Annotated in this window: 22 protein-coding genes and 2 pseudogenes; 16 read left to right on the top strand and 8 right to left on the bottom strand. The window is 63.7% G+C overall.

The window, feature by feature from the left end:
• The first annotated feature begins 17 nt into the window (after nt 1–17).
• From MSTE_RS17015 to MSTE_RS17005, 3 genes are read left to right on the top strand one after another with little or no spacing between them, the layout of a single operon-like run.
• Entirely contained in the window at nt 18–1,343 is a 1,326-nt protein-coding gene (locus MSTE_RS17015; protein ID WP_096502951.1) for a cytosine permease, read from the top strand.
• Complete coding sequence (gene biuH, locus MSTE_RS17010; RefSeq protein WP_096502949.1) at nt 1,340–2,017, top strand: biuret amidohydrolase; 678 nt, start codon at nt 1,340–1,342, stop codon at nt 2,015–2,017. The genes MSTE_RS17015 and biuH overlap by 4 nt, the downstream gene beginning before the upstream one ends.
• A 59-nt stretch (nt 2,018–2,076) precedes the next feature.
• A complete protein-coding gene (locus MSTE_RS17005; RefSeq protein ID WP_096502947.1) occupies nt 2,077–2,796 on the top strand; it encodes a DUF2275 domain-containing protein in 720 nt (239 codons plus the stop codon).
• Here the strand turns inward: MSTE_RS17005 and MSTE_RS17000 are convergent.
• A complete protein-coding gene (locus MSTE_RS17000; protein ID WP_096502945.1) occupies nt 2,785–4,185 on the bottom strand; it encodes a PepSY-associated TM helix domain-containing protein in 1,401 nt (466 codons plus the stop codon). The genes MSTE_RS17005 and MSTE_RS17000 overlap by 12 nt on opposite strands.
• A gap of 76 nt (nt 4,186–4,261) precedes the next feature.
• Between MSTE_RS17000 and sigC the strand changes: the two genes are divergently transcribed.
• Nucleotides 4,262–4,813: an RNA polymerase sigma factor SigC gene (gene sigC, locus MSTE_RS16995; RefSeq protein ID WP_030097060.1), complete on the top strand. Its 552-nt coding sequence runs from the start codon at nt 4,262–4,264 to the stop codon at nt 4,811–4,813.
• Here sigC and MSTE_RS16990 read toward each other — a convergent pair.
• The gene (locus tag MSTE_RS16990) at nt 4,810–5,301 is read right to left on the bottom strand and encodes an SRPBCC family protein (RefSeq protein ID WP_096502943.1); all 492 of its coding nucleotides are present in this window, start codon (nt 5,299–5,301) and stop codon (nt 4,810–4,812) included. The two genes, sigC and MSTE_RS16990, sit on opposite strands and share 4 nt — an antisense overlap.
• Before the next feature lie 32 nt (nt 5,302–5,333).
• Between MSTE_RS16990 and MSTE_RS16985 the strand changes: the two genes are divergently transcribed.
• Nucleotides 5,334–6,350, top strand: a complete 1,017-nt coding sequence (locus tag MSTE_RS16985) for an LLM class flavin-dependent oxidoreductase (RefSeq protein WP_096506026.1) — start codon at nt 5,334–5,336, stop codon at nt 6,348–6,350.
• Here the strand turns inward: MSTE_RS16985 and MSTE_RS16980 are convergent.
• Complete coding sequence (locus MSTE_RS16980) at nt 6,347–7,009, bottom strand: NAD(P)H-binding protein (RefSeq protein ID WP_096502941.1); 663 nt, start codon at nt 7,007–7,009, stop codon at nt 6,347–6,349. The two genes, MSTE_RS16985 and MSTE_RS16980, sit on opposite strands and share 4 nt — an antisense overlap.
• Nucleotides 7,010–7,134: 125 nt before the next feature.
• On the opposite strand from MSTE_RS16980, the gene MSTE_RS16975 reads away from it, so the two are divergent.
• Both MSTE_RS16975 and MSTE_RS16970 read left to right on the top strand, forming a co-directional pair.
• On the top strand, nt 7,135–8,136 hold the full coding sequence (locus MSTE_RS16975; protein WP_096502939.1) for a CobW family GTP-binding protein: 1,002 nt from the start codon (nt 7,135–7,137) through the stop codon (nt 8,134–8,136).
• A 155-nt stretch (nt 8,137–8,291) separates the two neighbouring features.
• On the top strand, nt 8,292–8,750 hold the full coding sequence (locus tag MSTE_RS16970) for a 2-isopropylmalate synthase (RefSeq protein WP_096502937.1): 459 nt from the start codon (nt 8,292–8,294) through the stop codon (nt 8,748–8,750).
• Nucleotides 8,751–8,763: 13 nt separating this feature from the next.
• Here MSTE_RS16970 and MSTE_RS16965 read toward each other — a convergent pair whose 3' ends face one another.
• Nucleotides 8,764–10,242, bottom strand: a complete 1,479-nt coding sequence (locus MSTE_RS16965) for a cytochrome P450 (protein WP_096506024.1) — start codon at nt 10,240–10,242, stop codon at nt 8,764–8,766.
• 116 nt (nt 10,243–10,358) lie between these two features.
• Between MSTE_RS16965 and MSTE_RS16960 the strand changes: the two genes are divergently transcribed.
• A complete protein-coding gene (locus tag MSTE_RS16960; RefSeq protein WP_096506020.1) occupies nt 10,359–10,982 on the top strand; it encodes a TetR/AcrR family transcriptional regulator in 624 nt (207 codons plus the stop codon).
• On the opposite strand, the gene MSTE_RS16955 is transcribed toward MSTE_RS16960, so the two are convergent.
• Nucleotides 10,953–11,828, bottom strand: a complete 876-nt coding sequence (locus MSTE_RS16955; protein ID WP_096506022.1) for a DUF4349 domain-containing protein — start codon at nt 11,826–11,828, stop codon at nt 10,953–10,955. The genes MSTE_RS16960 and MSTE_RS16955 overlap by 30 nt on opposite strands.
• A gap of 137 nt (nt 11,829–11,965) precedes the next feature.
• Between MSTE_RS16955 and MSTE_RS16950 the strand changes: the two genes are divergently transcribed.
• Nucleotides 11,966–12,850 carry an SDR family oxidoreductase gene (locus MSTE_RS16950; RefSeq protein WP_046254351.1) on the top strand — a complete coding sequence of 295 codons (885 nt, stop codon included), beginning with the start codon at nt 11,966–11,968 and terminating at the stop codon, nt 12,848–12,850.
• On the opposite strand, the gene nadE is transcribed toward MSTE_RS16950, so the two are convergent.
• Nucleotides 12,847–13,668, bottom strand: a complete 822-nt coding sequence (gene nadE, locus MSTE_RS16945) for an ammonia-dependent NAD(+) synthetase (RefSeq protein WP_096502935.1) — start codon at nt 13,666–13,668, stop codon at nt 12,847–12,849. The genes MSTE_RS16950 and nadE overlap by 4 nt on opposite strands.
• A 22-nt stretch (nt 13,669–13,690) precedes the next feature.
• Nucleotides 13,691–14,305, bottom strand: coding sequence for a TetR/AcrR family transcriptional regulator (locus MSTE_RS16940; protein WP_096502933.1), 615 nt, complete (start codon nt 14,303–14,305; stop codon nt 13,691–13,693).
• Nucleotides 14,306–14,436: 131 nt separating this feature from the next.
• On the opposite strand from MSTE_RS16940, the gene MSTE_RS16935 reads away from it, so the two are divergent.
• Nucleotides 14,437–14,964 carry an NAD(P)H-dependent oxidoreductase gene (locus MSTE_RS16935; RefSeq protein WP_046255930.1) on the top strand — a complete coding sequence of 176 codons (528 nt, stop codon included), beginning with the start codon at nt 14,437–14,439 and terminating at the stop codon, nt 14,962–14,964.
• A 78-nt stretch (nt 14,965–15,042) separates the two neighbouring features.
• Here the strand turns inward: MSTE_RS16935 and MSTE_RS16930 are convergent, their stop codons facing one another.
• Complete coding sequence (locus tag MSTE_RS16930; protein WP_096502929.1) at nt 15,043–16,335, bottom strand: MFS transporter; 1,293 nt, start codon at nt 16,333–16,335, stop codon at nt 15,043–15,045.
• Nucleotides 16,336–16,966: 631 nt separating this feature from the next.
• Between MSTE_RS16930 and MSTE_RS16920 the strand changes: the two genes are divergently transcribed.
• The 6 genes and pseudogenes from MSTE_RS16920 to MSTE_RS16895 all read left to right on the top strand — a co-directional run.
• Entirely contained in the window at nt 16,967–17,209 is a 243-nt protein-coding gene (locus MSTE_RS16920; RefSeq protein WP_070909795.1) for a redoxin NrdH, read from the top strand.
• Nucleotides 17,210–17,237: 28 nt separating this feature from the next.
• Nucleotides 17,238–17,678 carry a class Ib ribonucleoside-diphosphate reductase assembly flavoprotein NrdI gene (gene nrdI / locus MSTE_RS16915; RefSeq protein ID WP_096502925.1) on the top strand — a complete coding sequence of 147 codons (441 nt, stop codon included), beginning with the start codon at nt 17,238–17,240 and terminating at the stop codon, nt 17,676–17,678.
• 53 nt (nt 17,679–17,731) lie between these two features.
• Nucleotides 17,732–19,813, top strand: coding sequence for a class 1b ribonucleoside-diphosphate reductase subunit alpha (gene nrdE, locus MSTE_RS16910; protein ID WP_231897113.1), 2,082 nt, complete (start codon nt 17,732–17,734; stop codon nt 19,811–19,813).
• Nucleotides 19,814–20,456: 643 nt separating this feature from the next.
• Nucleotides 20,457–21,882, top strand: a pseudogene (locus MSTE_RS16905) (polymorphic toxin type 44 domain-containing protein); the annotation flags it as partial.
• Nucleotides 21,883–21,956: 74 nt separating this feature from the next.
• Nucleotides 21,957–23,111 (top strand): IS256 family transposase, encoded by a 1,155-nt coding sequence (locus tag MSTE_RS16900; RefSeq protein ID WP_167455691.1) that lies wholly within the window; start codon nt 21,957–21,959, stop codon nt 23,109–23,111.
• Nucleotides 23,112–23,145: 34 nt separating this feature from the next.
• A pseudogene (locus tag MSTE_RS16895) lies at nt 23,146–23,793 on the top strand (hypothetical protein); the annotation flags it as partial.
• Nucleotides 23,794–23,894: the final 101 nt, after the last annotated feature.

The following is a 23,894-nucleotide window of genomic DNA, read 5'->3' as shown; positions in this document are numbered from 1 at the left end:
GAGCATCCTGTGCGTCGATGTCCACAGAAGTCGCTGCCTCCGCAGATGCCGACGAAGTTCCCATAGATGCGCCCGAATCCGGGGCCGCCGAGTATGAGAACGAACCGGTTCCACACCATTCGCGACGAAGCCTGACCTCTGTCGCCGCGGTGTGGCTCGGATTCCCGATGATCCTGACCTGCGCGGTGTTTGGTGGTCTCATCGTCTACTCGGTGGGATTCTGGCGCGGCATGCTGGCGATCGCATTGGGGAATGCGGTGCTGACCGGCTACGTGGGAGCCTTGAGTTATCGGGCCGGTAAGACCGGAAAGAACTTCGCGCTCACCGCGATCGGGACGTTCGGGCGACGCGGATACCGCGTGGTCTGCGCGTTCCTGGCCACCGTGGTGATCGGCTGGTTCGCGTTTCAGACGGGTCTCACCGGCTCGGTGTTGGCAGGCAGCGCCGGATGGGACGCGCGGTGGACGGCTCTTGCTGCGGGTATCGGCTACGTGGCGGTGACGCTGGTCGGCATCCGGGCGCTATCGCTGATCGGTCTCGTTGCCGCTCCGCTCTATCTACTGCTCGGCGGGGTGGCAATTGTTCTGGCCCTGCGTAATTCGACGCTGTCAGACGCCTTTCGGTACGGTGGGGCAGCGGGCGCGACCGCGATGAGCATGGGAGCCGCGGTGACGTTGGTGGTCGCCTGCTTCATCGATTCGGGAACCATGACCGCGGACTTCACGCGATGGTCACGCAATGGGCGACAAGGATTTTGGGCGTCGTTCGCGGCTTTCCCGTTGGGCAACAGCATCGCGATGGTGATCGGCGGCGTGATCGTGGCCCTGGGTGCCGCCCGTGCCCCCGCGACGAACGGTGGGAACTTCCTTGGTGCGCTGATCGATGCGGGTGGCTGGCTGGTGCCGGTATCCATCGCATTCGTCTTCGTCAACTTGGGATCGGTGTGCACGCATTGTCTGTACAACGGCGCGGTGGGGTGGAGCCAGCTCACCGGCCACAAGATGCGATCGCTCGCGGTACTGCTGGGCGCAGTGGGGGTGTTGTTGGCGGTGCTCGGGGTGTGGTCGCACTTCGAGCAGTGGCTGACCCTGTTGGGCGTTGTGGTCCCGCCCATCGGGACCGTGCTGATCCTCGATCAGTTGGTGCTGCCGCGATATGGAATGGGTGTGCGCGAATCTGCGGTTCGCTGGGAATCCTTCGGGGCATGGACGGCGTGTGCGGTGTCGGCGTTGGCCGCGCACCTGTGGGCGCCGCAGCTCTCGGATGCTCTTGTGGGAATCGGCACCGCTGCGCTGGTCTACATCGCGGCGCGGCGCATCGTTCAGCAGGGAGCGGCGGTATGACGCGACAGGTCGATGCGCAACCGTATCCGTGGCCGTTCGACGGTCCGGTGGACCCCGAACACACCGCGGTGCTGTGCATCGACTGGCAGGTCGACTTCTGCGGCCCCGGCGGGTACGTCGACACCATGGGTTATGACCTGTCGCTGACGCGGGCCGGTCTGGCACCAACGGCCCGTGTACTCGCGGCGGCGCGCCCGGCCGGCATGACCGTCATCCATACCCGTGAGGGTCATCGGCCGGACCTGTCCGACCTTCCGGCCAACAAGCGGTGGCGCTCGGCCCGGATCGGCGCCGAGATCGGTGTGGCGGGACCCTGCGGGCGAATCCTGGTGCAGGGGGAGCCGGGCTGGCAGATCGTGCCTGAGGTCGCCCCGCTGCCGGATGAGCCCGTCATCGACAAACCCGGCAAGGGTGCCTTCTATGCGACCGACCTCGATTTGGTGTTACGCACCCGCGGCATTCGGTATATCGTGCTGACGGGCATCACGACGGACGTCTGCGTGCACACCACCATGCGCGAGGCCAACGATCGCGGTTTCGAATGCCTCATCCTGTCGGACTGCACGGGTGCGACCGATCCCGGAAATCACGCGGCAGCGCTCAAGATAGTGACCATGCAGGGCGGGGTGTTCGGCGCGGTTGCGGATTCGAATCAGCTGCTCGCGGCGTTTTAGGCACCGGCAGATCAGGGGGTCTTTACACCCAACGTCACGCGATAGGCGACGATGGAGGGGTGAACTGTCAGGAAGTGCGCGAGCAGCTGTCGGCGTGGGTCGACGGTGAGCAGGCGAGCGTTGCGCGCAAGCGTCTGGATGAGCATGTGCTCTCCTGCGCTTCCTGCCGGGAATGGCTGGGGCTGGCGCGTGGGTTGGAACGTCAGTTCGCCTACGCGCGTTCGGCTCCGACCCACGACCTGACCGGGCAGATCTTGGCCGCCGCCGCCGTCGAACCCCTGACCCGCACGGCCCGCTACGCGCACTGGGCACGTCACAACATCAACCGGTGCGCGCTCGTGCTTATCGGGCTGCTTCAACTGGGGGTGGCCGGTATGCAGGTCGCCGGCATCGACTTCGGGATGGTGTCCTCGCATCACCACGGTGCGATGACCGGTGCTCACCTCATGAACGAATCCACGGCCTGGGTGGTGGCGCTCGGCGTGGCCATGGTGATCGCCGGTGTCCGTCCTGCCGCCGCGGCCGGAATGGCAACGGTGCTGGGCGCATTCGCGCTCGTACTCACCGGATATGTCATCAACGACGCCGTCAACGACCAGGTCACCCTGGCCCGCATCGTCAGTCACTCACCGGTGCTACTCGGATTGATCTTCGCGCTGCTGGTCCTGCGCGATTACCGCGCGGGGCGCACACCGCCCAACCAGCATCGCGCGGTGTTCCTGGATGAGGTGGCTGCGGGGGAGCGGCATCTGCACTCCGCCGACAACTCAGCCGCCTGACGCTCCGGGGCGACGGCCGGCCACCAATCCCCATACGAGGTCGATGGCGAGGAACACCGCCAGTGAGATACCCAGCAGCGGTGTGAACCAACCGATCGTGATGACCAGCAGGACAAGGGCCACCAGCTCCAGGGGCTTGAGGGCGAGCATGCCGCCCCGTTTCGGCGGCACCGGCAGGCGCCCGCTCCTGGTCGGGCGTCGGCGCCACCACATCAGGTAGCCGCGGGTAATGACGGTGATCAGCCCAATGACGATGAGCGCCACGAGGATCTGATTCGGGATGCCGAACAGGATGCCCATATGGCCGTCGATCGCCCATTCGGTCGATTTCTGCAGCAGTGACCAGTCGGAGAAGTTACTGCGCCCGGTGATTTGTCCGTTCGATGGGTTCACCGTGATGGTGTCCAGCTGTGTGGGGAGATCGCGCTTGCGCTCGGCCACCAGCCAGGCCGTATTGGGCTCCGGCGGTGGTGTCATCCACAGCGGGCCGCGCAGCCCGGCCTCATGCACCGTCTGCAGCACCTTGTCGATGCCCGCCAGCGGCTCTCCTGTCGACATCGGTGCGGCGCCATGGTGTTCATGCCCGGTCATCGGCTTGGCGGCCGCCGGATCGAGTTCGGTGGACAGCGCCGGCCGGATGGCCTGGGTGATGTTGCCGATGTTTGTGCCGGCATACCGCGACCAGGTGAGTCCTGTTACCGAAAGCGCCAGCAGCCCAACGACTATCCAGACTCCCACGGCGCCGTGCCAGGTCAATCTGCGTCGGCGGGGGGTGGCATCGCGGTCGGGCAGTGCGATCCTGCTCAGCCGTGCGGTGCGGCGGCGATAGCCGATCCACAGGAACAGGCCGCCGAGAGCCACCACCCACAACCAGCTGGCGGCGAGCTCGCTGTAGTTGCGCCCGAATGCGCCCAGATGCAGATTCCGGTGCAGTTCGTCGAACCAGGCACGCACCGGCAGCCACTCGCCGTAGGTGGTCAACGTTCCCCGGATCTCGCCGTTGTACGGGTCGACAAACACGGTGCGCGAGTAGTCGGCAGGTACGTCCTCGGTGGCGAAGACGATCCGCGTGGAGTCATCGGGGCGTGCGGGCGGGCGGATGGACGTCACCGTCCCTGCCGGTTGTGTCGCTGTGGCTGCTTCCACCTGTTGTGACAGTGGCAGCTGCTGGGATCCCACCGAATCGACTGTGAGTTCATGGCGGTACACCGCGGCGTCGACCTGCCCCACCAGCGCATAGGCGAGCCCGGTGAGCGCTGCGACCAGAAGGAATGGCCCGACGAGGAGCCCCGCATAGAAGTGCAGACGCAGTACGATCGGTGCGAATCGTCCCCATACGGTGTCGGGCTGGGACTCGCGGGCCTCGGGCCGATCCTCGGTATATGTCACGGGATATTGGTCGGATGAATCGGTTAAAGAGTTCCCGCTGTTCACCTCGGAACGTCTACGACATAGAGTAGGACTCGTGGCCACCGGCACCGACGACGATCAGCTGCTTGAACTTGCGCTGTCCGCCGGTCGTGGCGACCAATCCGCCCTCGAATCTCTGGTCAAAGCCACCCAGGCCGACGTGTGGCGATTCGTCGCCTACCTGGCCGATACCGGTGTCGCGGACGACCTCACTCAGGAGACTTACCTGAGGGCACTGGGCGCACTCCCGCGCTTCGCCGGACGCTCGACAGTGCGCACCTGGCTGCTGTCGATCGCGCGCCGGGTGGTCGCCGACCATATTCGCCATCTGAAGTCGCGGCCGCGAATCGCACACGGAGCCGATCTGGAAGAGGCCTCGCTGCGCAGACCGACGCACCGGTTCGAGGAGTTGGTGGAGCTCAAGGCACTTCTCGCCGCGCTCGACGACGACCGGCGCGAGGCGTTGGTGCTGACTCAGGTGGTCGGTCTGTCCTATGCCGAGACCGCCGACGTGTGCGGCTGTGCGATCGGCACCATCCGCTCTCGTGTGGCCCGTGCCCGCGACGAGCTGATCGGCTGGGCAGAGCCCGACGATATGACGGGCTAGCGCGACAAGCGCTCAGCGATCTCCTGGAGGTTGGCCTCCATTCCCACCCGCCAGTCCTGCAGGCGGCGTGACACGATGCGTGCCTCCTTGTCGGGCATGGCCTCGATGGCGGGCGTCAGTCCCGAAGGGCCCGGGCCGAGGCGCCCCCACTGCCGGACGATGATTCCGTCGCTCGCCGGTTCGACTTCGAAACCCCAACTCGCCGCATACGTGCCGCCCTCGGAGAGCACGTTCCACACCCAGCGAGACTCGGGCTCGACCTCGGTGATCACCGAGACGGTCTCCCATTGGCTGCCATCTCCACCGTTGGTGCCCTTGAACCGTGCGCCGACCGCAACCTCGTCGGCATCGTCGAGCCACTGGACATTGATGAGCTCGCCCGTGCAGTAGGTGGGGAAGGCGATATCCGTGACGAGGGCCCACGCCTCCGCCACGGTCCCTGACATCCGTTGTGACACTTCGATAGTGGGGCAGTCCCGGTATCGCATAGGCTGATCTTACTTATGCGATGGAGGACCGGATGCGTATTGGTGTGACGATCGAGCCGCGACTGCCGGGCGCGGCCGACTTTGCGCGGAGCGCGGAGCGGTTGGGTGTCGCCTCGCTGTGGGTACCCGAGGTGTGGGGATATGACGCACTGACGGGCCTTGCCTATCTGGCAGCCTGCACCGAGACCATTGGGCTGGGCACCTTCGTGGTTCAGCTCGGATCGCGCTCACCGGCGATGTTGGCGACCTCGGCGCTGAGCATTCAGCAGCTTTCCGGCGGGCGCTTCCTCCTCGGCGTAGGAGCCTCCGGGCCGCAGGTGATGGAGGGCTGGCATGGTGTGCGCTTCGCCAAGCCGGTCCAGACCACCCGGGAAACCATCGACATCGTCCGGATGGTGGCACGGGGGGAGCGCCTCCAATATGAGGGGCAGGTGTACACGCTGCCGTTACCGGGAAGCGCTGGAAAACCCTTGCGGCCCTTGGTGGCACCACAGAATGTGCCCGTGTATGTCGCGGCCATGGGGCCGGCGAACCTGGCGCTCACCGGTGAGCTCGCCGACGGCTGGCTCGGTAACTCCTTCATCCCGGAACTCGCCGAGGTGTTCCTCGGCCCCATCCGTGACGCGGCGGTGTCCGCCGGGCGGCAGCTGTGCGATATCGACCTGGTGGCGCCGGTTGCTCTTGAATTCGCTGATACCGCAACCGATGCTGCTGCCGCGGTCAGGCGCCACGCCGCCGGATACGCATTCACCATCGGCGCCATGGGGGCTTCCGGGCGAAACTTCTACAACGAGGCATTCACTCGGCTCGGATACGGAGAGGGTGTTCGCGCGGTCGAGGCACTGTGGCGCGCGGGCGATCGCGATGCAGCCCGCGACGCCGTCCCCGACGATCTGGGTCGTCTCACCAACCTCGTCGGCACCGACGAGATGATTGGCGAGCGGCTGGAACGCTATCGTGCCGCGGGCATCTCGACTCTGCTGGTCAAGCTCGACACGCCATTCGGCGAGCAGCTACGGGCGCTCGATCGCCTCTTCGCTCTGCTCTAGAGCGCCGCTATCGCGCTGGTGATCGGGGCAGCACCCTCGGTGAGGAAGAGGATGTCGTGCACCGTGTTCGGCGCGGTCAGCAGTTCGGCCACCACGGCTGCGACATCGGCGCGGGGAATGGATCCACGCTCGATCGTGCTGGCCGACAAGGTAACTGAGCCAGCCGGCCTCTCGTCGGTGAGCAGGCCGGGGCGCAGGATGGTCCAGTCCAGGGCGCTGCGAGCGCGCAGGTCCTCCTCGGCGGCCGTCTTCGCGATCACATAGGCGATCCACGATTCGTCACCGTCAGTGGGGGCGGGCCCACCAGCGCCGAAAGCGCTGATCTGAATGAATCGGCGTACCTGTGCGCGCTCCGCGGCATCGGCGAGTAATACGGCGGCAGCACGGTCCACGGTGTCCTTGCGTGCCGCCCCGCTGCCCGGTCCGGCTCCGGCGGCGAAGACGGCGGCGTCCGCTCCGGCCAGCGCATCGGCGACTGTGCTCACATCGGCCGATTCCAGGTCGAGGAGCAGCGGATCCCCGCCCCATGCCCGGATGTCGGCGGCATGGTTGGGATTGCGGATCAGCGCGACAGCGGTGTCACCGCGCTCCGCGAGCAAGCGGATCAGGTGCGCGGCAATCTGGCCGTGGCCACCGGCGATGACGACTTTCTGCGGCATGGTGTTCCTCTCGTGAGTTCATGACCGATAACTCCGACGGTAGTGAGGGCATTCCCGCTCGACCGGTACCTGGTCGGCCCTCTTGCCTACACTGATGGTGTGCGGAGAAGTGTCGAGAACGCAGCTTGATCCCGGTCACCATCGTCTCCGGATTTCTGGGCGCCGGTAAGACGACACTGCTGAACAACCTGTTGCGCAACACGCTGGGTGTGCGAATAGGTGTGGTGGTCAACGACTTCGGCGCCATCAACATCGATGCCATGCTGGTCGCCGGTCAGGTCGACTCCACCATGACAATGTCCAACGGATGTCTGTGCTGTGCCGCTGACGATGACGAGTTGGGCGGCATGCTGACCACTCTCGCCGGCCGCGATATCGACGCCATCGTCATCGAGGCGAGCGGGCTCGCCGAACCGTTGCCCCTGGTGCGCATGGTGCTTGCGGCGGCGGCCGACGATCACCGGATCGGCTACGGGGGGCTGGTCACCGTCGTCGACACCGCGCAATACGAGGACGTCGCGGCCCGTCACCCGGAGATCGTGCAGCACCTGTCTCTGGCGGATCTGGTGGTCCTCAACAAGATTGATCTGGCCGACGCCGCAGAGCGCACCCACCTGCGTGCCGTCGTCAAGGAACGCAACCTGCGTGCGTCGATCGTGGAGACCACCGGCGCGGACGTCGATCCCCGGCTGCTGTTCGACAAGAAGGACCGCCCGGAGCCGATCGGTCAGCTCTCGCTGGAGGACCTCATTCGCGAGGATCACCACCATCATGAGCACGCCCACCATCACTACGAGACGGTGGAGTTCGCCACCGAGCGGTCTTTACACCCGCGGCGGCTCATCGAGTTCCTCGACAGTCAGCCCGCCGGTGTGTACCGCATCAAGGGTGTGGTGCGGCTCGGCGACAAGACGCTCGCCGTGCACACCGTGGGGGATCACATCAGCATCGAGAAGATGGCCAAGGCGCCCAAGCGTGCAGATTTCTCGTCGGGGGCGAGTCTGGTGCTCATCGGCACGCACCTGGACGGCGACACCATCACCGAACGCCTGCACGCCCTCGTCGACGATCCGCCGGACCCCGATCCCGAACGGTCGATGCTGGTCCTGGGAAAGTATTTGCGCTAATCAGACGCCGCGTCTAGTGTTGCTCCTCGTGCTGTACTTCTCCGGTCAACTCGTAGTAGCAACCCGCAGCGGGGTCTGATCCAGACCGACCCCTCGCTGTGGGTCGAAGCTACTACCTGTCGGTCACCTTCCCTTTCGGATGAAAGACCGGACACATGCACTCCTCAACAACAATTTCCGATTCGTCAACGACCCGTGATCCGTTCATGGACCGCTTCGGAGTCCCACTGCCGCGCGGCCTGCGTGAAGAGGCCGGCGAGATGTCCTGGGCCTCGTTCTGTCAGACCTATGAGCGCAGCGAAGGCTCTCTGCGGCTGGGCCAGTGGTCGGAAGCCGACGGCATCTACCAGGCGACACTCGCGATCGGCGAGTGCATCGAATCGTCGACGGCCGCCGCGTGTGGGCCCATGGCTGCGCTGACCGCCATGCTGTCCGAGCGCGGGATACGGATGGAGACGCTCAGCTTCCACCAGCTGCACGACGGCGATCAGACCTTCACCTTTGTGCGCGGCACCAATGGCGCCAGCACTGCCTGGGCGATGGGACGCGCGCATGATGCCACCGCGTCATCGCTGCGGGCGGTCACCGCCTGCGCCAATCGTCTTGCTTGCTGAGATGCCCCTCGGGTCAGTGCAAGGGCCTCAGGACGATGGGCATGCCGTCGATCGGCAGCGGCATACCGGCGTAGTCCCACTTGGCTTCGTAGTTGGGATAGGCCAGCTCAAATCGGTACCGGCGCAACAGCCGGTGCATGACGGCCTTGATCTCCAGCTGGCCGAACACCATGCCGATGCACTTGTGCGCACCCCCGCCGAACGGTGAGAACGCGTACCGGTGCCGCTTGTGCTCGTTGCGCGGTTCGGCGAAACGGTCGGGATCGAACGTGTCCGGCTCGGTCCACAACTCGGGTAGCCGATGATTCATGCCCGGCCAGATGTTGATCATGGTTCCGGCCGGGATGTGGAATCCGAGTAGATCGGTATCGCGCACCGCCGAGCGGATATTGAACGGCAGCGGCGTCACAAGACGCAGCGCCTCGTTCATCACCAGGTCGAGGCTCTCCAGCTTTTCCAGTGAATCGATGTCCAGCGGGCCGTCGCCGAGACGGTCCGACTCTTCCCGAACCCGTTCTTGCCATTCGGGATTCGCGGCCAGGTAGTAAGCCATTGTGGTGGTGGTCGACGTCGTGGTGTCGTGCGCGGCCATCATCAGGAAGATCATGTGGTTGACGATGTCGGTGTCCGTGAAGGCATCGCCCTCGTCGGTCTCGGCATGGCACAACGCCGTCAACATGTCTGCGCCCGAGTCTTTTTGGCGTGCAATGCTGACTCGCTCGGCAAAGTACTCCTCGAGCAGCTTGCGCCCCTGCAATCCCTGCCACCATTTGAACGGGGGCAGACCGAAGCGGAAGATGGCGCCGCCGGCGCGGGTGGTGGCCACGAATGCCTTGTTGACCTTCTCGAGCCGCTCGTGTTGTGAATGTGGCTCGTTGCCCATGAATACCACCGACGCCACGTCGAGGGTGAGTTCCTTGATGGCCGGGTAGAACAGGAATCTGCTGTCGTTGGTCGGCCACTGGGCGACGATCTCGTTCGCGACCGAGTCGATCTGCTCTACGTAGCCGGCCAGACGGCTGCGCAGGAATGCCTGCTGCATGATCAGGCGGTGTTCGCGGTGCTCCTGGAAGTCCAGCAGCATCAGTCCGCGGCTGAAGAACGGTCCGATGACCGGAACCCAGCCCTGTTGAGAGAAGTCCTTGTTCGCATTGCTGAACACTGCCTGGGTGGCGTCGGGACCCAGGGCGGCGACGATCTTGCCGATGGGTGTCTGTGACCAGCTGACCGGGCCGCGTTCCTGGTACATGTTGAGGACCCAGTCGATGCCGCCGCGGAACATCTCGATCATGTGCCCGAGCATCGGCAAGCCCTGGTCACCCATCACCGGCTTCAGACCGCTTCCAGGTGGCGGCGGAGCCAGTTCAGTCAGTGGCCAGTCCCGATTGTTGAGGTAATTCTCGACGTATGCCATCCCCGGAAGGGTGTTCATGGTGGGAAGACGTCGTTTGGCCTGGTCGATGAGGTAATCGGTGCTGCTGATCGTCGCCATGGGGCGTGGCTCCTTCGCTCGCGACGAGCACATCGGTGTGCTCCAGATCATCTTCGCCACAGGACTTGACGGGTGTCAAGTTCTGTTCATACGGTATTTCAGTGCAAACTGTGCAGGTGGTCAGTCCAGCGCGCAGCGGCACGCAGACCCGTGGCGATCGCCAGCGGGACGCGATCATGACGGCTGTCGCCGAGCTCATCGCGGAAAACCACAGCTTTGCCGAGCTTTCGGTCAGCGCCATCAGCGAGCGGGCCGGGGTCGGCCGCTCGGGGTTCTATTTCTACTTCGACAGCAAGTACTCGGTGCTGGCGCAGATGGTGGGTGACGCGTTCGCCGAACTCGACGAACTCACCGACTACTTCGCTCCGCGTGGTGAGAAGGAGACGCCCGAACAGTTCGCCAATCGGATGGTGGGCAGTGCGGCGGCGTCCTTCGCTCATAACGACCCGTTGATGAAGGCGTGTCAGGAAGCGCGGATCACCGATCCGACGATCGCAGGTCTGCTCGACGACCTCACCGATGTCGTCATCGAGAAGATCATCAAGATTGCCGAGATTGAAGTGAATGAGCGTGGCGCCCAACCAATCTCAGACGACCTGCCTGCGTTGGTGCGATCGCTGGTGGCACTCACCGCATCGACCGTGTCGGGTGACAGCTCGTTTGTCGGCCGCGACATAGACCCCGCGCGGGCACTCGGTGTTATCGAGACCCTATGGCGTGTCAGCCTTTTGGGGCGCTAGCTGCGCCGTCTCTGATCGGCGCTGCAACACCGCGCGGCGGACGCCGTATCCGACTGCGCCCAGGACCGTAAGAGCGCCGAGCCAGGGCAGAAGCAGCCCGAAGAGCAGCAGCACGCTGTTACCCGCCGACACGAGCCCATCCCAGCCGCGCTCGATCTGCCCGAAGAATCCCTGGTATTTGGGCGGTGTCGGCGGGAGGCCGACTTCTTCGGCCAGGAATGTCACGGTGACCGAGCTGTAGGCGACCTGATCCCCGAGTTGGTTGCGCTGTGCGCGCAGGCTGTCGAGGTCCGCTTGACGCTTGGACAACTCGGTCTCGGCCTGGATCAGGGCTTCGGTGTCCTTGGAGTCCCGCATGATGACCAGCAGCCTGTCGACGGACGTCTGCAGCGCGGCGATCCTGGCGTCCAGGTCGACCCGCTGGGCGGTCACGTCATCGCTCTTGGTGTCCGCGGACTTGACCTTGCCCAGCTCCTTGAGCTCACGAAGAACGCCGTCGAGCTTGGCGGCGGGGACACGCAGCACGATCGAGGTGTGTGCGCGAGCCGATCCCGATCCGGCGTCCTCCGAACGGCTCTCCACCCGGCCGTTGGCCGACTCGGCGAAGCCGGCCGCTTTGTCGGCGGCCTCGGACGGGCTGGAGACGGTGATGGTCATCGTCCCGGTCTTGACGATGTCGCGTTTGGTCTCGATCGGCGGTCCGTGCTGCGGGGCCTGTTGCATCGAGTCGCGAAGCGGGGCCGCCGGGAGCTGTGTGTAGGTGGGCGCTGCGGTGGCGGGGTAGCCGCCTTCCTGAGGCGCTTCAGACCGGGGGTGCGAGCCTCCCGCACAGGCCGTCGCGGCCATCAGCACTACTGCAATTGTAGTTGCCCAAGGTAACCAACTACGGCGAGATTGCGTGCTATCAATCGTCATCTTTTGAAGGTACCGTTTGCTATTGGACCGCGCAGAAATTCAAGATTGACGGCCGGTACGGTTCAGTAATGGCCTATGAATTCACCGGTAAGCGATGCTTCGTCACTGGGGCCGCCAGCGGGATCGGACGGGCCACCGCGCTGCGTCTGGGGCGCGAGGGCGCCGAGCTGTTTTTGACCGATCGCGCCGCCGACGGGCTTGAGTCCGTCGTCGAGGAGATCAAGGCCGCCGGAGGGAAGGTCAGCGCCTACCGGGCGCTCGATATCTCCGACTACGACGCGGTGTCCGCCTTCGCGGCCGACATCCTGGCGACTCACCCGAGCATGGATGTCCTGCTCAACATCGCGGGCATTTCGGTGTGGGGATCGGTGGACCGGCTGTCGCATCAGCAGTGGCGCTCGGTGGTCGATATCAACCTGATGGGACCCATCCACGTCATCGAGAGCTTCGTCCCCGCGATGATCAAGGCCCGTAACGGCGGCCAGATCGTGAACGTGTCGTCGGCGGCCGGGCTGGTGGCCCTGCCGTGGCATGCCGCCTACAGCGCCAGCAAGTACGGGCTGCGGGGCGTCTCGGAGGTGCTGCGCTTCGATCTGGCTCGGTACAAGATCGGCGTCACGGTGGTTGTCCCCGGTGCGGTCAATACCCCGTTGGTACGCACCGTCGACATCGCGGGAGTGGACCGCGACAACCCCGACGTCAGTAAGTGGGTGAACCGATTCGTGGGGCATGCCACCTCGCCGGAGAAGGTGGCCGAACGGATCCTGCAGGGCGTCCGCCACAATCGTTATCTCGTCTACACCGGGATCGATATCCGCGCGCTGTATCTGTTCAAGCGCACGTTGTGGTGGCCCTACAGCGTGGCGATGCGGCTTGTGAATCTCGCCTTCACGAACGCGCTGCGGCCCGGACTGCAGAAGGCGGGATCGAATCCGCCGCCGTCAGATTCCTAGCGCCACCAGCCGTCGAACGGTGTGACCGGGACGGTGCGCTTGTGTCGGGTCTGCAGGTACCAGCGCTCGATGCGGTCGGCGGCCTCGACGGTGACCGCCTTGCCTTCCAGATAGTCGTCGATCTGCGCGTAGGTGACGCCGAGCGCGACCTCGTCGGGCAGTGCGGGCCGGTCATCTTCCAGATCAGCGGTGGGCACCTTGTGGGAGATGCTGTCCGGAGCTCCGAGGTGGGAGAGAATCTGTGCACCTTGACGTTTGGTGAGTCCGGTGAGTGGGGTGACGTCGACACCGCCATCGCCGAATTTGGTGAAGAATCCCGTGACCGCCTCGGCGGCGTGGTCGGTACCGACCACGAGATGCCGGTGCTGGCCGGCCACGGCGTATTGGGCGACCATGCGTTCGCGGGCCTTGATGTTGCCGCGCACGAAATCGGATGGCGTCTCGCCCAGGGCGTCGGCGACCGCGCTGGAAATAGCGTCAGATGCGTCCTTGACATTGATGACGATGGAGCGGTCAGGGTCGATAAACCTCAGGGCCACTTGGGCATCGTGCTCGTCGGCCTGCACCCCGTAGGGCAGGCGCACGGCGATGAACTCGGCCTGAACCCCTTCCAGGCGTGACTCCTGCGCTGCCAACTGGCACAGCCGTCCGGTCAAGGCGCTGTCCTGTCCACCGGAGATACCAAGCACGAATCCTGCTGTCCCGCTGACCCTTAAATAGTCCTTGAGGAATCCCACCCGTCGCGATACCTCGGCGGCCGGATCGATCGTGGGGGAGACGTCGAGGGCAGACCGGATCTCTTCGCGAAGGGTGCTCATTGCCCGACTGTAGAACGCTGGGTCAGCGTGCGCACACCTTGCACACCAGGTCCTGCCACGCGTCGCCGAGCTGGGCCAGCGACTGGCGGTTGGCGATGGTGGCGAAGTGTACGTAGCCGGGATCGATGATCGACATCAGGGCATGGGTCTGTGCGTCGAGGTCGCCGGTGCATTCGAGCTGGGCCAGCAGTGACCGGATATGTGTGCGGACGAGCATCGTCGGCGGTGCTTTGTGCCAGGCGTCGGCGTCGGCAGTGGTGGCGCGCGCGAGGTCGAGGTGCCGTTCCAGGAAGGCGAGTCGGGCCCGCCCGAACGCGATGAGCCGGGTCAGTGGGGGCGCGTCGGGCCCCAACGGCGGTGGACCGAACATGAAAGCCTGCTGCTCGATGTGCTCTTCGTGGTCCAGCAGGGCCAGCAGCAGCCCGGTGCGGCTGCCGAATCGGCGGAAGAGGGTCCCCTTGCCGACGCCCGCCGCGTTGGCGACGGCATCCATGGACATGTTGTCCGGACCGACATCGTCGAGGATCTGACGTGCGGCTTCCAGGAGACGAACCCGGTTGCGAGTGGCGACGGCACGCTCCCGGGTGGGATTCTGCGCAAGGTCGACAGAAAGCAGGGGTATTTCTTGACCAGGCATAACACCTCGATACTAGCGCCGGGGAAATATACGGACCGCAGTCCGTATTGTAGAACGTGACAGAGAAGCAGGATGTAGGTGCGACAAACGCGCCGCTCTGATGAAAGGTGTTCCCCATGTCCGAGAAGAACGTGCTGGCAATTGTCGGAAGCCTGCGCAAGGCATCGCTCAATCGGCAGCTCGCCGAAGCCGCCGCCGAGAGTGCACCGGCAGGTGTGAGCGTCAACATCTTCGAGGGCCTGGCCGACCTGCCGCATTACAACGAGGACATCGACGGCGACAACGCCCCCGCATCCGTGGAGTCGCTGCGCGCCGCCGTCGCCGATGCCGATGCGGTCCTGCTGGTCAGCCCCGAGAACAACGGCACCGTCTCCAGTGCGCTGAAGAACGCGCTCGACTGGCTGTCCCGTCCGTTCGGCAGCAGCGTGTTCAAGGGCAAGCCCACCGTGGTGATCGGAACGTCGGCCGGTAGGTACGGCGGCATCTGGGCGATCGACGACACCCGGAAGGTGGCCGCCATCGCGACCGCCAACGTCCTCGACGACATCAAGGTGGCCGTGCCGTCCTCGGCCTTCGACGGCAAGCATCCGCGGGAGCACGCCGAGACGGTCGCCGAGCTGACCAAGGCCCTGGACGCGTTGACGTCCGTCAACGACTAATTCGCGAAGACATCACTGGCGGTCATGCCCGGGTCTCGTGCCGGGTGTGGCCGCCTTTGTCTTGGGGCCTTGGGCAATTCAGCTTCTTGATCCGGCCCAGGTTTCTTTCATCGCGGAGACGGACGCGACGCTGATCGCACAAATCACCAGCAGCATCAGCCCGACAGCCCAGCTGCCCAGAGTGTTCTGCAGCGGGCCCGCGATCAACGGCGGGATGGCGCCCCCGAACACGCCGGCCACGTTGAACGCCACGCCGGTGCCGCTATAGCGGGTGCCCACGGGATAGGACTCCGGAAGGAAGCTCGCCATCGGCCCGAAGGCGAGCCCGAACAGCACATAGGTGATCGCCATCGCGGCGAGATAGGCCCAGAATGGGCCGCTGCTCAACAGGGGAGTGACCAGTAGCGTCCACGGAAGTATCAGCCCCATGCCGGTCAATATCACCCGGCGTCGGCCACATCGGTCGCTGAGGATTCCGCCGACCGCAGCAGACGTCATGAGCACCACGGCCCCGAGCGCGCCCGCGGTGAGGATGGCCGCGCGGGAGAAGTGCAATTCAGATCTGGCGAATCCGGGGAAGTAGGTGTTGGTCATGAAGGACAGCGTGAAAATGATCAACATCGTCCCGCAGGTGAGCGCCAGCGTGCGAGGGCTCTCCGTAAGCACATGCCGCAGAGGCGATTTGACCAGCTTGTTCTGAGCCTTCGCGTTCACGAACTCGGGTGTCTCGGCGATGTGGAGCCGGATGTACAGGCCGACTGCCACCAGGAGCCCGCTGGCGATGAAAGGTATGCGCCATCCCCATGACAGGAATGCGGGGTTGTCTTCCCCGACTGTGACACTGACGACGAGGAACACCAGGCTGCTGAGTAACAGCCCTGTCGAGCTGCCGATGGGCACGGCGGTCGCGGCGCGGCCACGATCGCGGCTCGGTGAGTATTCGGAGGACAGTAGCGCCGCCCCACTCCATTCGCCGCCGACCGCCAGGCCCTGTACGAGGCGCAGCAAGACGATGGCTGCGGGTGCGGCGGCCCCGATCGAGGCGGCGCCGGGAACCAGGCCGACCGCCATGGTGGCGAGCCCCATGGTGATCAGGGTGACCACCAGGGTGCCCTTGCGGCTGAAGCGGTCGCCATAGTGACCGAACAGTGCGGCGCCGACGGGGCGTGCCAAAAACGCGGTGCTGAAGGTCGCGATCGAGGCGAAGAGCGCCAGAGAATGGCTGAGATTGGGGAAGAAGACCGCGGGGAAGACGAGTGCGGCCGCCGTTCCGTAGATATAGAAGTCATAGAACTCGATGGCCGACCCGACCGCGCTGGCCATGAACACTCTGCGGGGGCTGATGTGCTGCTGCGCAGGGGAGGGTGTCATCGCGCGATGATCCGGCTCAGTTCCATGCGTGGCAGCTTAGGGTGCGCGCCCACCGGGTTCTGAAGCTACGGAACATGGCCGAGGACGATCCGGTCGGGCGAACATATTGGTGTCCGATCGGGCCGGGTACCCGGGTACCACTTCTGCGGGTGGGGCCGCCGCCGACATGGGACTTTTCCGTGAGATCGGGATCTGTCCCCAGATTCGTCCACAGAACTTCACAGTTTCCACAGACTCGCCAGGCGAAAAGGTTTGCCCGGTGGTGGGCGATCTGCTAGCCGGTGTCGGTGCCCGGTGGTAGACACCACATATGTTCCAGCCATCGTCGAAGGCCCGGACACACCGTGGTTGCGACACGCCGGAATTTCAGGGGTGTCAGGTCTCACGACCAGGGAATTTCACGAATGTTGTTCAGAACATCTTGTATGGGTTCCGATTGTCGGACACTAGGTGTAGTGTCTGGAACACCGAAAGGCCGGGAACCACTCCGGGCCGCCCGGCCCGGATTTTCGCCAGATCTTCTGGCCGATCCCGGCGCTCAGCCACCACGGGCGGCGTGGAATTTTCCCGGGTGCTGGACTGCTGAAAACTTTGTTGAGATGTCTACGATCGATTCGCTGAGGAGCTACGCATGAGCATCACCGTCTACACCAAGCCCGCCTGCGTACAGTGCAACGCGACGTACAAGGCCCTCGACAAGCAGGGCATCGAGTACAGCATCGTGGACATCACCGAGGTTCCCGAGGCGCGCGATTACGTGATGGCGCTCGGCTACCTGCAGGCGCCCGTGGTGGTGGCCGGTGACGATCACTGGTCGGGTTTCCGTCCGGACCGCATCAAGGCGCTCGCGGGCGCAGTCGCAGTCTCTGCCTAATAAGTAGTAAGTAGTACGGGAGCCGGGCATGGCCCATCTGGTCTATTTCTCCAGCGTGTCGGAGAACACCCACCGCTTCGTCCAGAAGCTGGGTGTTCCCGCCACCCGGATCCCGCTGCGTGGCGATATCGAGGTCGACGACCCCTACGTCCTGATCCTGCCGACCTACGGTGGCGGGCACCCGGTGCCCGGTCAGGCTGCGGGATACGTCCCCAAGCAGGTCATCAAATTTCTCAACAACGAACACAACCGGTCCTTGATCCGCGGGGTCATCGCGGCCGGCAACACCAATTTCGGCGCGGAGTACTGCTACGCGGGCAAGGTCATCTCAGCCAAGTGTGACGTGCCATATCTGTACCGCTTTGAACTCATGGGCACCGCTGAAGACGTGCAGCAGGTGCTGGCTGGACTCGACGAATTCTGGAAGGACACACCGTGGCGCCAACCGCGACAACTGCAGAACCTGTGACCTCTGCGCACGGCTCGGCTCACGGCGAGCTGGACTATCACGCCCTCAACGCCATGCTCAATCTGTATGACGCAGACGGCAAGATCCAGTTCGACAAGGACGCAGCTGCAGCCCGGCAGTACTTCCTACAGCACGTCAACCAGAACACGGTCTTCTTCCACAATCAGGACGAAAAGCTCGACTACCTGATCGAGAAGGAGTACTACGAGCGCGAGGTGCTCGACCAGTACTCGCGCAACTTTGTGAAGTCGCTGCTGGATCGGGCCTACGCCAAGAAGTTCCGGTTCCCGACCTTCCTCGGCGCGTTCAAGTACTACACCTCTTACACGCTGAAGACGTTCGACGGAAAGCGCTACCTGGAGCGCTTCGAGGACCGCGTGGTCATGGTGGCGCTGACCCTGGCCTCGGGTGACACCACGCTGGCCGAGAAGCTCGTCGACGAGATCATCCACGGACGTTTCCAGCCGGCCACCCCCACCTTCCTCAACTCGGGCAAGAAGCAGCGCGGCGAGCCGGTCTCCTGCTTCCTGCTGCGCATCGAGGACAACATGGAGTCCATCGGGCGCTCCATCAACTCGGCGCTGCAGCTGTCCAAGCGCGGTGGCGGTGTAGCCCTGCTGCTCACCAACATTCGCGAACACGGCGCGCCGATCAAGAACATCGAGAACCAGAGCTCGGGTGTCATCCCGATCATGAAGCTGCTGGAAGACTCGTTCTCTTACGCCAACCAGCTGGGTGCTCGTCAGGGCGCCGGGGCCGTGTACCTGCACGCGCATCACCCGGATATCTTCCGTTTCTTGGATACCAAGCGGGAGAACGCCGATGAGAAGATCCGCATCAAGACGCTGTCGCTGGGTGTGGTGATCCCGGACATCACCTTCGAGCTGGCCAAGAAGAACGAGGACATGTACCTGTTCTCGCCGTACGACGTCGAGCGCACCTACGGCGTGCCGTTCGCCGATATCAACGTCACCGAAAAGTATTACGAGATGGTCGACAACGGCCAGATCCGCAAGACGAAGATCAAGGCGCGCGAGTTTTTCCAGACCCTCGCCGAGCTGCAGTTCGAGTCCGGTTACCCGTACATCATGTACGAGGACACCGTGAACCGGGCCAACCCCATCGAGGGCAAGATCACCCACTCGAACCTGTGCTCGGAGATCCTGCAGGTGTCGACGCCCTCTCTGTTCAACGACGACCTGTCCTACGCCAAGGTGGGCAAGGACATTTCGTGCAACCTGGGCTCGCTGAACATCGCCAAGACGATGGACTCGCCGGACTTCGCGCAGACCATCGAGGTGTCGATTCGCGCGTTGACCGCGGTATCGGATCAGACGCACATCTGGTCGGTGCCCTCGATCGAGCAGGGCAACAACGACTCTCACGCCATTGGCCTGGGACAGATGAACCTGCACGGCTACCTGGCACGGGAGCGGATCTTCTACGGCTCCGAAGAAGGTGTGGACTTCACCAACATCTACTTCTACACGGTGCTGTACCACGCGCTGAAGGCGTCGAATCGTATTGCCATCGAGCGTGGCAAGAGCTTCGGTGGCTTCGAGAAGTCGAAGTACGCCAGCGGCGAGTTCTTCGACAAGTACACCGATCAGGTGTGGGAACCGGCGACCGAGAAGGTGCGGCAGCTCTTCGCCGATGCCGGGATTCGCATTCCGACACAGGATGATTGGCAGCGGTTGAAGGACTCGGTGCAGCAGCACGGCATCTACAACCAGAACCTGCAGGCGGTGCCGCCGACCGGATCGATCTCGTACATCAACCACTCGACGTCGTCGATTCACCCGGTGGCCTCGAAGATCGAGATCCGCAAGGAAGGCAAGATCGGGCGTGCGTACTACCCGGCGCCATACCTGACCAACGACAACCTGGAGTACTACCAGGACGCATACGAGATCGGTTACGAGAAGATCATCGACACCTATGCCGCGGCTACCCAGCATGTGGACCAAGGTCTGTCGTTGACGCTGTTCTTCAAGGACACCGCCAGCACGCGTGATGTGAACAAGGCGCAGATCTACGCATGGCGCAAGGGAATCAAGACGCTGTACTACATCCGGCTACGGCAGATGGCGCTGGAAGGCACCGAGGTCGAGGGCTGCGTCTCCTGCATGCTGTAGGGGTTGTCTAGACGAAAAGTGGGCCAGGGAAAATACTCCCTGGCCCGCTTTCTTTATTCAGGGGGAGGTCTAGCCTCGTTTGCGCTGGATAGGCAGATTTGGACGCCAGGTGGGGCACAGGGCACAAGCACGCGACGCAGAGCATGACGAGATCTCAGAGCCTCCGAACCGGCGTGGGGCAGTGATGAGTAGGCCCCTTCGCCACGTCTGTGAGCTATGGGGTGGCGACGAAATGTTGACCGCAGACGGATGCAGAACTTCGATACGTCAGTTGAAACTGCGGGAGGCTGTTGCCAGACGGCTCGCTCTCCTCCATGGTTACGCGTTCGCGGCTGCTGAGTCCCTCTCGGCATGCCTCTGCGTGAATCGTGATGTTTGCTACCCGCGTGGACAGTCGCGAGCGAACAGGCGTAGTGTCGTGTCCTCGAGGGGTTTGCGCTGATTCGACGGAGGCGATGTGGCGGGGAATGGTGAGTCAACTGAACAGCTGACAGCGGTGGCGGTAGCCCGCGACAAGGCTCGTTCCGATGAAACCACACAGAAGTTGCCGGTGTGTGATCTTGAACCCGGGCGCACTGCTGGATCTGACCTCGGGCACCGGCTGACGGCTTTCGCTGTTGGGGGTGTTCTGGTGGTTGGTGCGGTGGCTGCGTTGCACCACCTGTACCGCAGCGGTGATAGTGCCACCGAGTTGATTGGCTGGGCCGGGCTGTTGCTGCTGGCTATGACGGCGCTTGGTGGTGGGGTCAAGCTTGCGATGTGGGGCGTCAGGCCGGTAACGGCCGCGCTATCTGACGCAGTGAAAGGGCGCCTGTCCGAGCCGCTGCTCGCTGTCATGGCGGCCGCTGCGGTAATCGTTGGTGCGTTGGGTATGTGGTGGACGTTCCGCGGTGGGTATGCGATCTGGTGGCAGCACCTCACTGCGGAGAGTCAGTGGTCGCTCTTGCTGGGAGTTGGCCAGATGCTGGTGGCGGTTCTGGCTGGTGCTGCATTGTTCACCGGCGGCAGGTATATGACCGGTCTGGCTAAGGAGGCTCTCGCTGGCTCGGGTCTGCTCATTGAGCGTGACCAGGCAACCGGCAAGCGCCGCGCACCGGAAGGGTTGTGGCATCCGGGTCTGGTAGCGGCCTTGATCGGTGGTGGTTTGGGGTTGGTGCTGCTGACTGCTGGGATCACTCCGCGGTTGTATGTGTGGATCACTGGTCCGGATGTGTTTCCTGCGGTGGCGGCGATCACTCTGGTCCTCCTGTGGGCGATCGGCTCCAATCTGGGGTGGTGGAAAGGCCTTGTGGGTCTGTGGAAATGGGCCACGGATGCTTCGCAGAAGGCTGCTGCGACTGCGGGTGTTGTTGCGGTGTTGATGTTTTCGGCAAGTGGTTTGGGTTTGGGGTGGTTTACTCCGGCGACGGTGCCGCAGGCGCGGGCGGCGTGTCCGCCGGATTGTGGTGGTCCCGGTGGTAGTGATGGTCCGCCTGGGGGTGGGCAGATGTTTCAGCCGCCCAGTCAGGGTGGGCCGCAGATGCCGGACTATCAGGGTGGCATCAATCAGGCGCCGCTGGATCAGAACAACGGCATCAGTATCTATAACACTCAGGCACCCTCGGTCAGCAATAACGGTGTGAACGGGTCCAGTGGGCAGCAGGGGTCTCAGCAGGGGTGGGATCAGCCTGCGCACGGTACTCAGATTCCGGATTATCAGAACGCGACGCCGTATACCCAAGGACCGGGTAAGCCGAATCCGGATTTCAACGGCGGACAAACTAACCCCGGTAGCAATGCGGGATCGCAAGGCGGTCAATCGAATCAGGGTGTGCGGCAGCCAGCCCAACAACCGCAGCAGGCGACCCAGAATCAGCCGCCGCAACAAGATACGGGGCAGCAGCCGAACCAGTCACCGGATCAGCCTGATCAGCAGAAGATCGAGGATCTAACGCGCCAGCTGCAGGAGAAGCAGCAGCAGTCCGGTCAGGATCAGCAGCGCATTGATGATCTGACTAAGCAGTTGCAGCAGAACAAGCAGAACCAGAAACCAGCAGTCGACGAAGTTCCCGGGACTGTCTGAAAAACGGTGGATCTGACTTGGTTCAACACGCCGGGCGTTGCTTGGCGGGAAGGACTGATGATGACCGAAACCATGGATGACATGGCGAATCAGATTGATACCGCGGCGGTGGCCGCGCAGTTGCTGGCCCAAGCCGGCGAGCAGGGTGTGGAGCTGGTCGGCCCGGACGGGTTGCTCAATGCGCTCACCAAACAGGTGTTGGAGTCCGCGCTGCAAGCGGAGATGGATGAACACCTGGGCTATGAAAAACACCAGGTGGCGGGCCGTAATGGCGGGAACTCCCGCAACGGGGTCCGCGAGAAAACGGTGCTGACCGGGATCGATCAGATCATCTTGTCCCTGACCGCCAAAGGGCTGACCACCGGCGAAGTCGCCGCTCATTTCGGTGAGGTCTATGGTGCTGACGTCTCGAAGGACACGATCTCGAAGATCACCGATAAGGTGGTCGGAGAAATGGCCGAATGGGCAGGGCGGCCACTAGATTCGGTGTATCCGGTGATGTTCATCGACGCTATCCACGTCAAGATCCGCGACGGCCAGGTCGCCAACCGGCCGGTCTATGTCGCCATCGGCGTCACCACCGCAGATGAACGGGACATCCTGGGCTTGTGGGCCGGGGACGGCGGTGAAGGCGCCAAATACTGGCTTGCTGTCTTGACCGAGATCAAGAACCGTGGCACCGCCGATGTGTGCATCGTGGTCTGTGACGGACTCAAAGGCTTACCCGAGTCGATCAACACTGTCTGGCCCGCTGCTGTGATCCAGACCTGCGTTATCCATTTGATCCGCAATACCTTTCGCTACGCATCCCGCAAATACTGGGACGAGATGGCCCGCGATCTGCGGCCGGTCTACACCGCAGCGACCGAGGCCGCGGCCAAAGAACGCTTCGTCGAGTTCAGCGGCAAATGGGGCCAACGCTATCCGGCGATCATGCGACTCTGGGAGAACGCCTGGAGCGAGTTCGTGCCGTTCCTGGACTACGACACCGAGATCCGGCGAGTCATCTGCTCCACGAACGCTATCGAATCGGTCAACGCCCGCTACCGCCGGGCAATCCGCGCCCGCGGTCATTTCCCCACCGAGCAAGCAGCTCTCAAGTGCCTGTATCTGGTCACCCGATCACTAGACCCCACCGGCAAAGGTAGAGCACGATGGGCCATGCGGTGGAAACCAGCTTTGAACGCATTCGCTATCGCGTTCGAAGGCCGGATTACCCCGGCAGCGAATAACTAACCATGCCAAGCAGATCCACCGTTAATCTGACAGACCCAAGTTCCCGTCGAAGGACAAGAAGAAGGACGACAAGGACGAGCAGGACGACCGCGACGATCAGTCGCAGAACACCGATCTGGCCTCGTTGCTACTTGGTGCGGCGTCGACGCGGCGTCGTAAGCAGGACGAGCAGGAGCAGGGGCCGGACACGCAGGCGCTTGGTCAGGATGCGTCTCAAGCGGTGCAGGGTCTTCCGGGTGATGTGCAGACCTATGTGCAGTCGGGTCAGCAGATCGGGCAGTCGTCGGGGCAGGCCGCGCAGGGCTTCGGGTCGGCCGCGCAGGCTGGTGCCTCGCTGGCGTCGTCGGCGCAGTCTGGTGCGGTGAATCCGCAGGATGCGATCACGGTGGTGCAGGGGGTTTCGCAAGGCATTCAGGGCACCGCCGATGCGATCAATGCGGGCAGTCAGATTGTGAAAACCGCTCAGGGAGAAGCTGATCAAGTCGCCCAAGCGGTCGGGGATGCAAACCCGCAACTCAAACCGCAAACCGAGCAATTCACGCAACTCAACGACACCGTGTCGAAGGGCACTGAGGGTGTCGGGCAGGTCGCCAGCGGTGTATCCTAGGTATCCGGCGTGGTGAATTCGGTGAGCAGCATGGGAACGTCGGGCCCCACAGAGATGCCGGCGGACCTTGGGCAAAAACTGCCGTATGAGTTCCAGAACGGGCCGGCTCCCAAGGATGTGCCGGGCACCGATGACCTGATAGGCACGGCGACGGGCGGGGGTGACTCTGGTTCGGG

Origin of the sequence: [Mycobacterium] stephanolepidis (genome assembly GCF_002356335.1) — a bacterium.
GTDB lineage: Bacteria > Actinomycetota > Actinomycetes > Mycobacteriales > Mycobacteriaceae > Mycobacterium > Mycobacterium stephanolepidis.
The sequence above is the reverse complement of the archived record's forward strand: the minus strand, read 5'-3'. Positions and strand labels throughout refer to the sequence as shown.

Excerpts from the sequence above, each read along its gene's own strand:
- nadE (WP_096502935.1), bottom strand. The coding sequence starts at position 13,668 with ATGAGCACCCTTCGCGAAGAGATCCGGTCTGCCCTCGACGTCTCCCCC.
- MSTE_RS17015 (WP_096502951.1), top strand. The coding sequence starts at position 18 with ATGTCCACAGAAGTCGCTGCCTCCGCAGATGCCGACGAAGTTCCCATA.
- MSTE_RS16985 (WP_096506026.1), top strand. The coding sequence starts at position 5,334 with ATGCGTATTGGTGTGACGATCGAGCCGCGACTGCCGGGCGCGGCCGAC.
- MSTE_RS16940 (WP_096502933.1), bottom strand. The coding sequence starts at position 14,305 with ATGCCTGGTCAAGAAATACCCCTGCTTTCTGTCGACCTTGCGCAGAAT.
- MSTE_RS16955 (WP_096506022.1), bottom strand. The coding sequence starts at position 11,828 with ATGGCCGCGACGGCCTGTGCGGGAGGCTCGCACCCCCGGTCTGAAGCG.
- MSTE_RS16970 (WP_096502937.1), top strand. The coding sequence starts at position 8,292 with ATGCACTCCTCAACAACAATTTCCGATTCGTCAACGACCCGTGATCCG.
- MSTE_RS16900 (WP_167455691.1), top strand. The coding sequence starts at position 21,957 with ATGGCGAATCAGATTGATACCGCGGCGGTGGCCGCGCAGTTGCTGGCC.
- biuH (WP_096502949.1), top strand. The coding sequence starts at position 1,340 with ATGACGCGACAGGTCGATGCGCAACCGTATCCGTGGCCGTTCGACGGT.
- nrdI (WP_096502925.1), top strand. The coding sequence starts at position 17,238 with ATGGCCCATCTGGTCTATTTCTCCAGCGTGTCGGAGAACACCCACCGC.
- MSTE_RS16990 (WP_096502943.1), bottom strand. The coding sequence starts at position 5,301 with ATGCGATACCGGGACTGCCCCACTATCGAAGTGTCACAACGGATGTCA.
- MSTE_RS16965 (WP_096506024.1), bottom strand. The coding sequence starts at position 10,242 with ATGGCGACGATCAGCAGCACCGATTACCTCATCGACCAGGCCAAACGA.
- MSTE_RS16930 (WP_096502929.1), bottom strand. The coding sequence starts at position 16,335 with ATGACACCCTCCCCTGCGCAGCAGCACATCAGCCCCCGCAGAGTGTTC.
- MSTE_RS16980 (WP_096502941.1), bottom strand. The coding sequence starts at position 7,009 with ATGCCGCAGAAAGTCGTCATCGCCGGTGGCCACGGCCAGATTGCCGCG.
- MSTE_RS16920 (WP_070909795.1), top strand. The coding sequence starts at position 16,967 with ATGAGCATCACCGTCTACACCAAGCCCGCCTGCGTACAGTGCAACGCG.
- MSTE_RS16950 (WP_046254351.1), top strand. The coding sequence starts at position 11,966 with ATGGCCTATGAATTCACCGGTAAGCGATGCTTCGTCACTGGGGCCGCC.
- nrdE (WP_231897113.1), top strand. The coding sequence starts at position 17,732 with ATGCTCAATCTGTATGACGCAGACGGCAAGATCCAGTTCGACAAGGAC.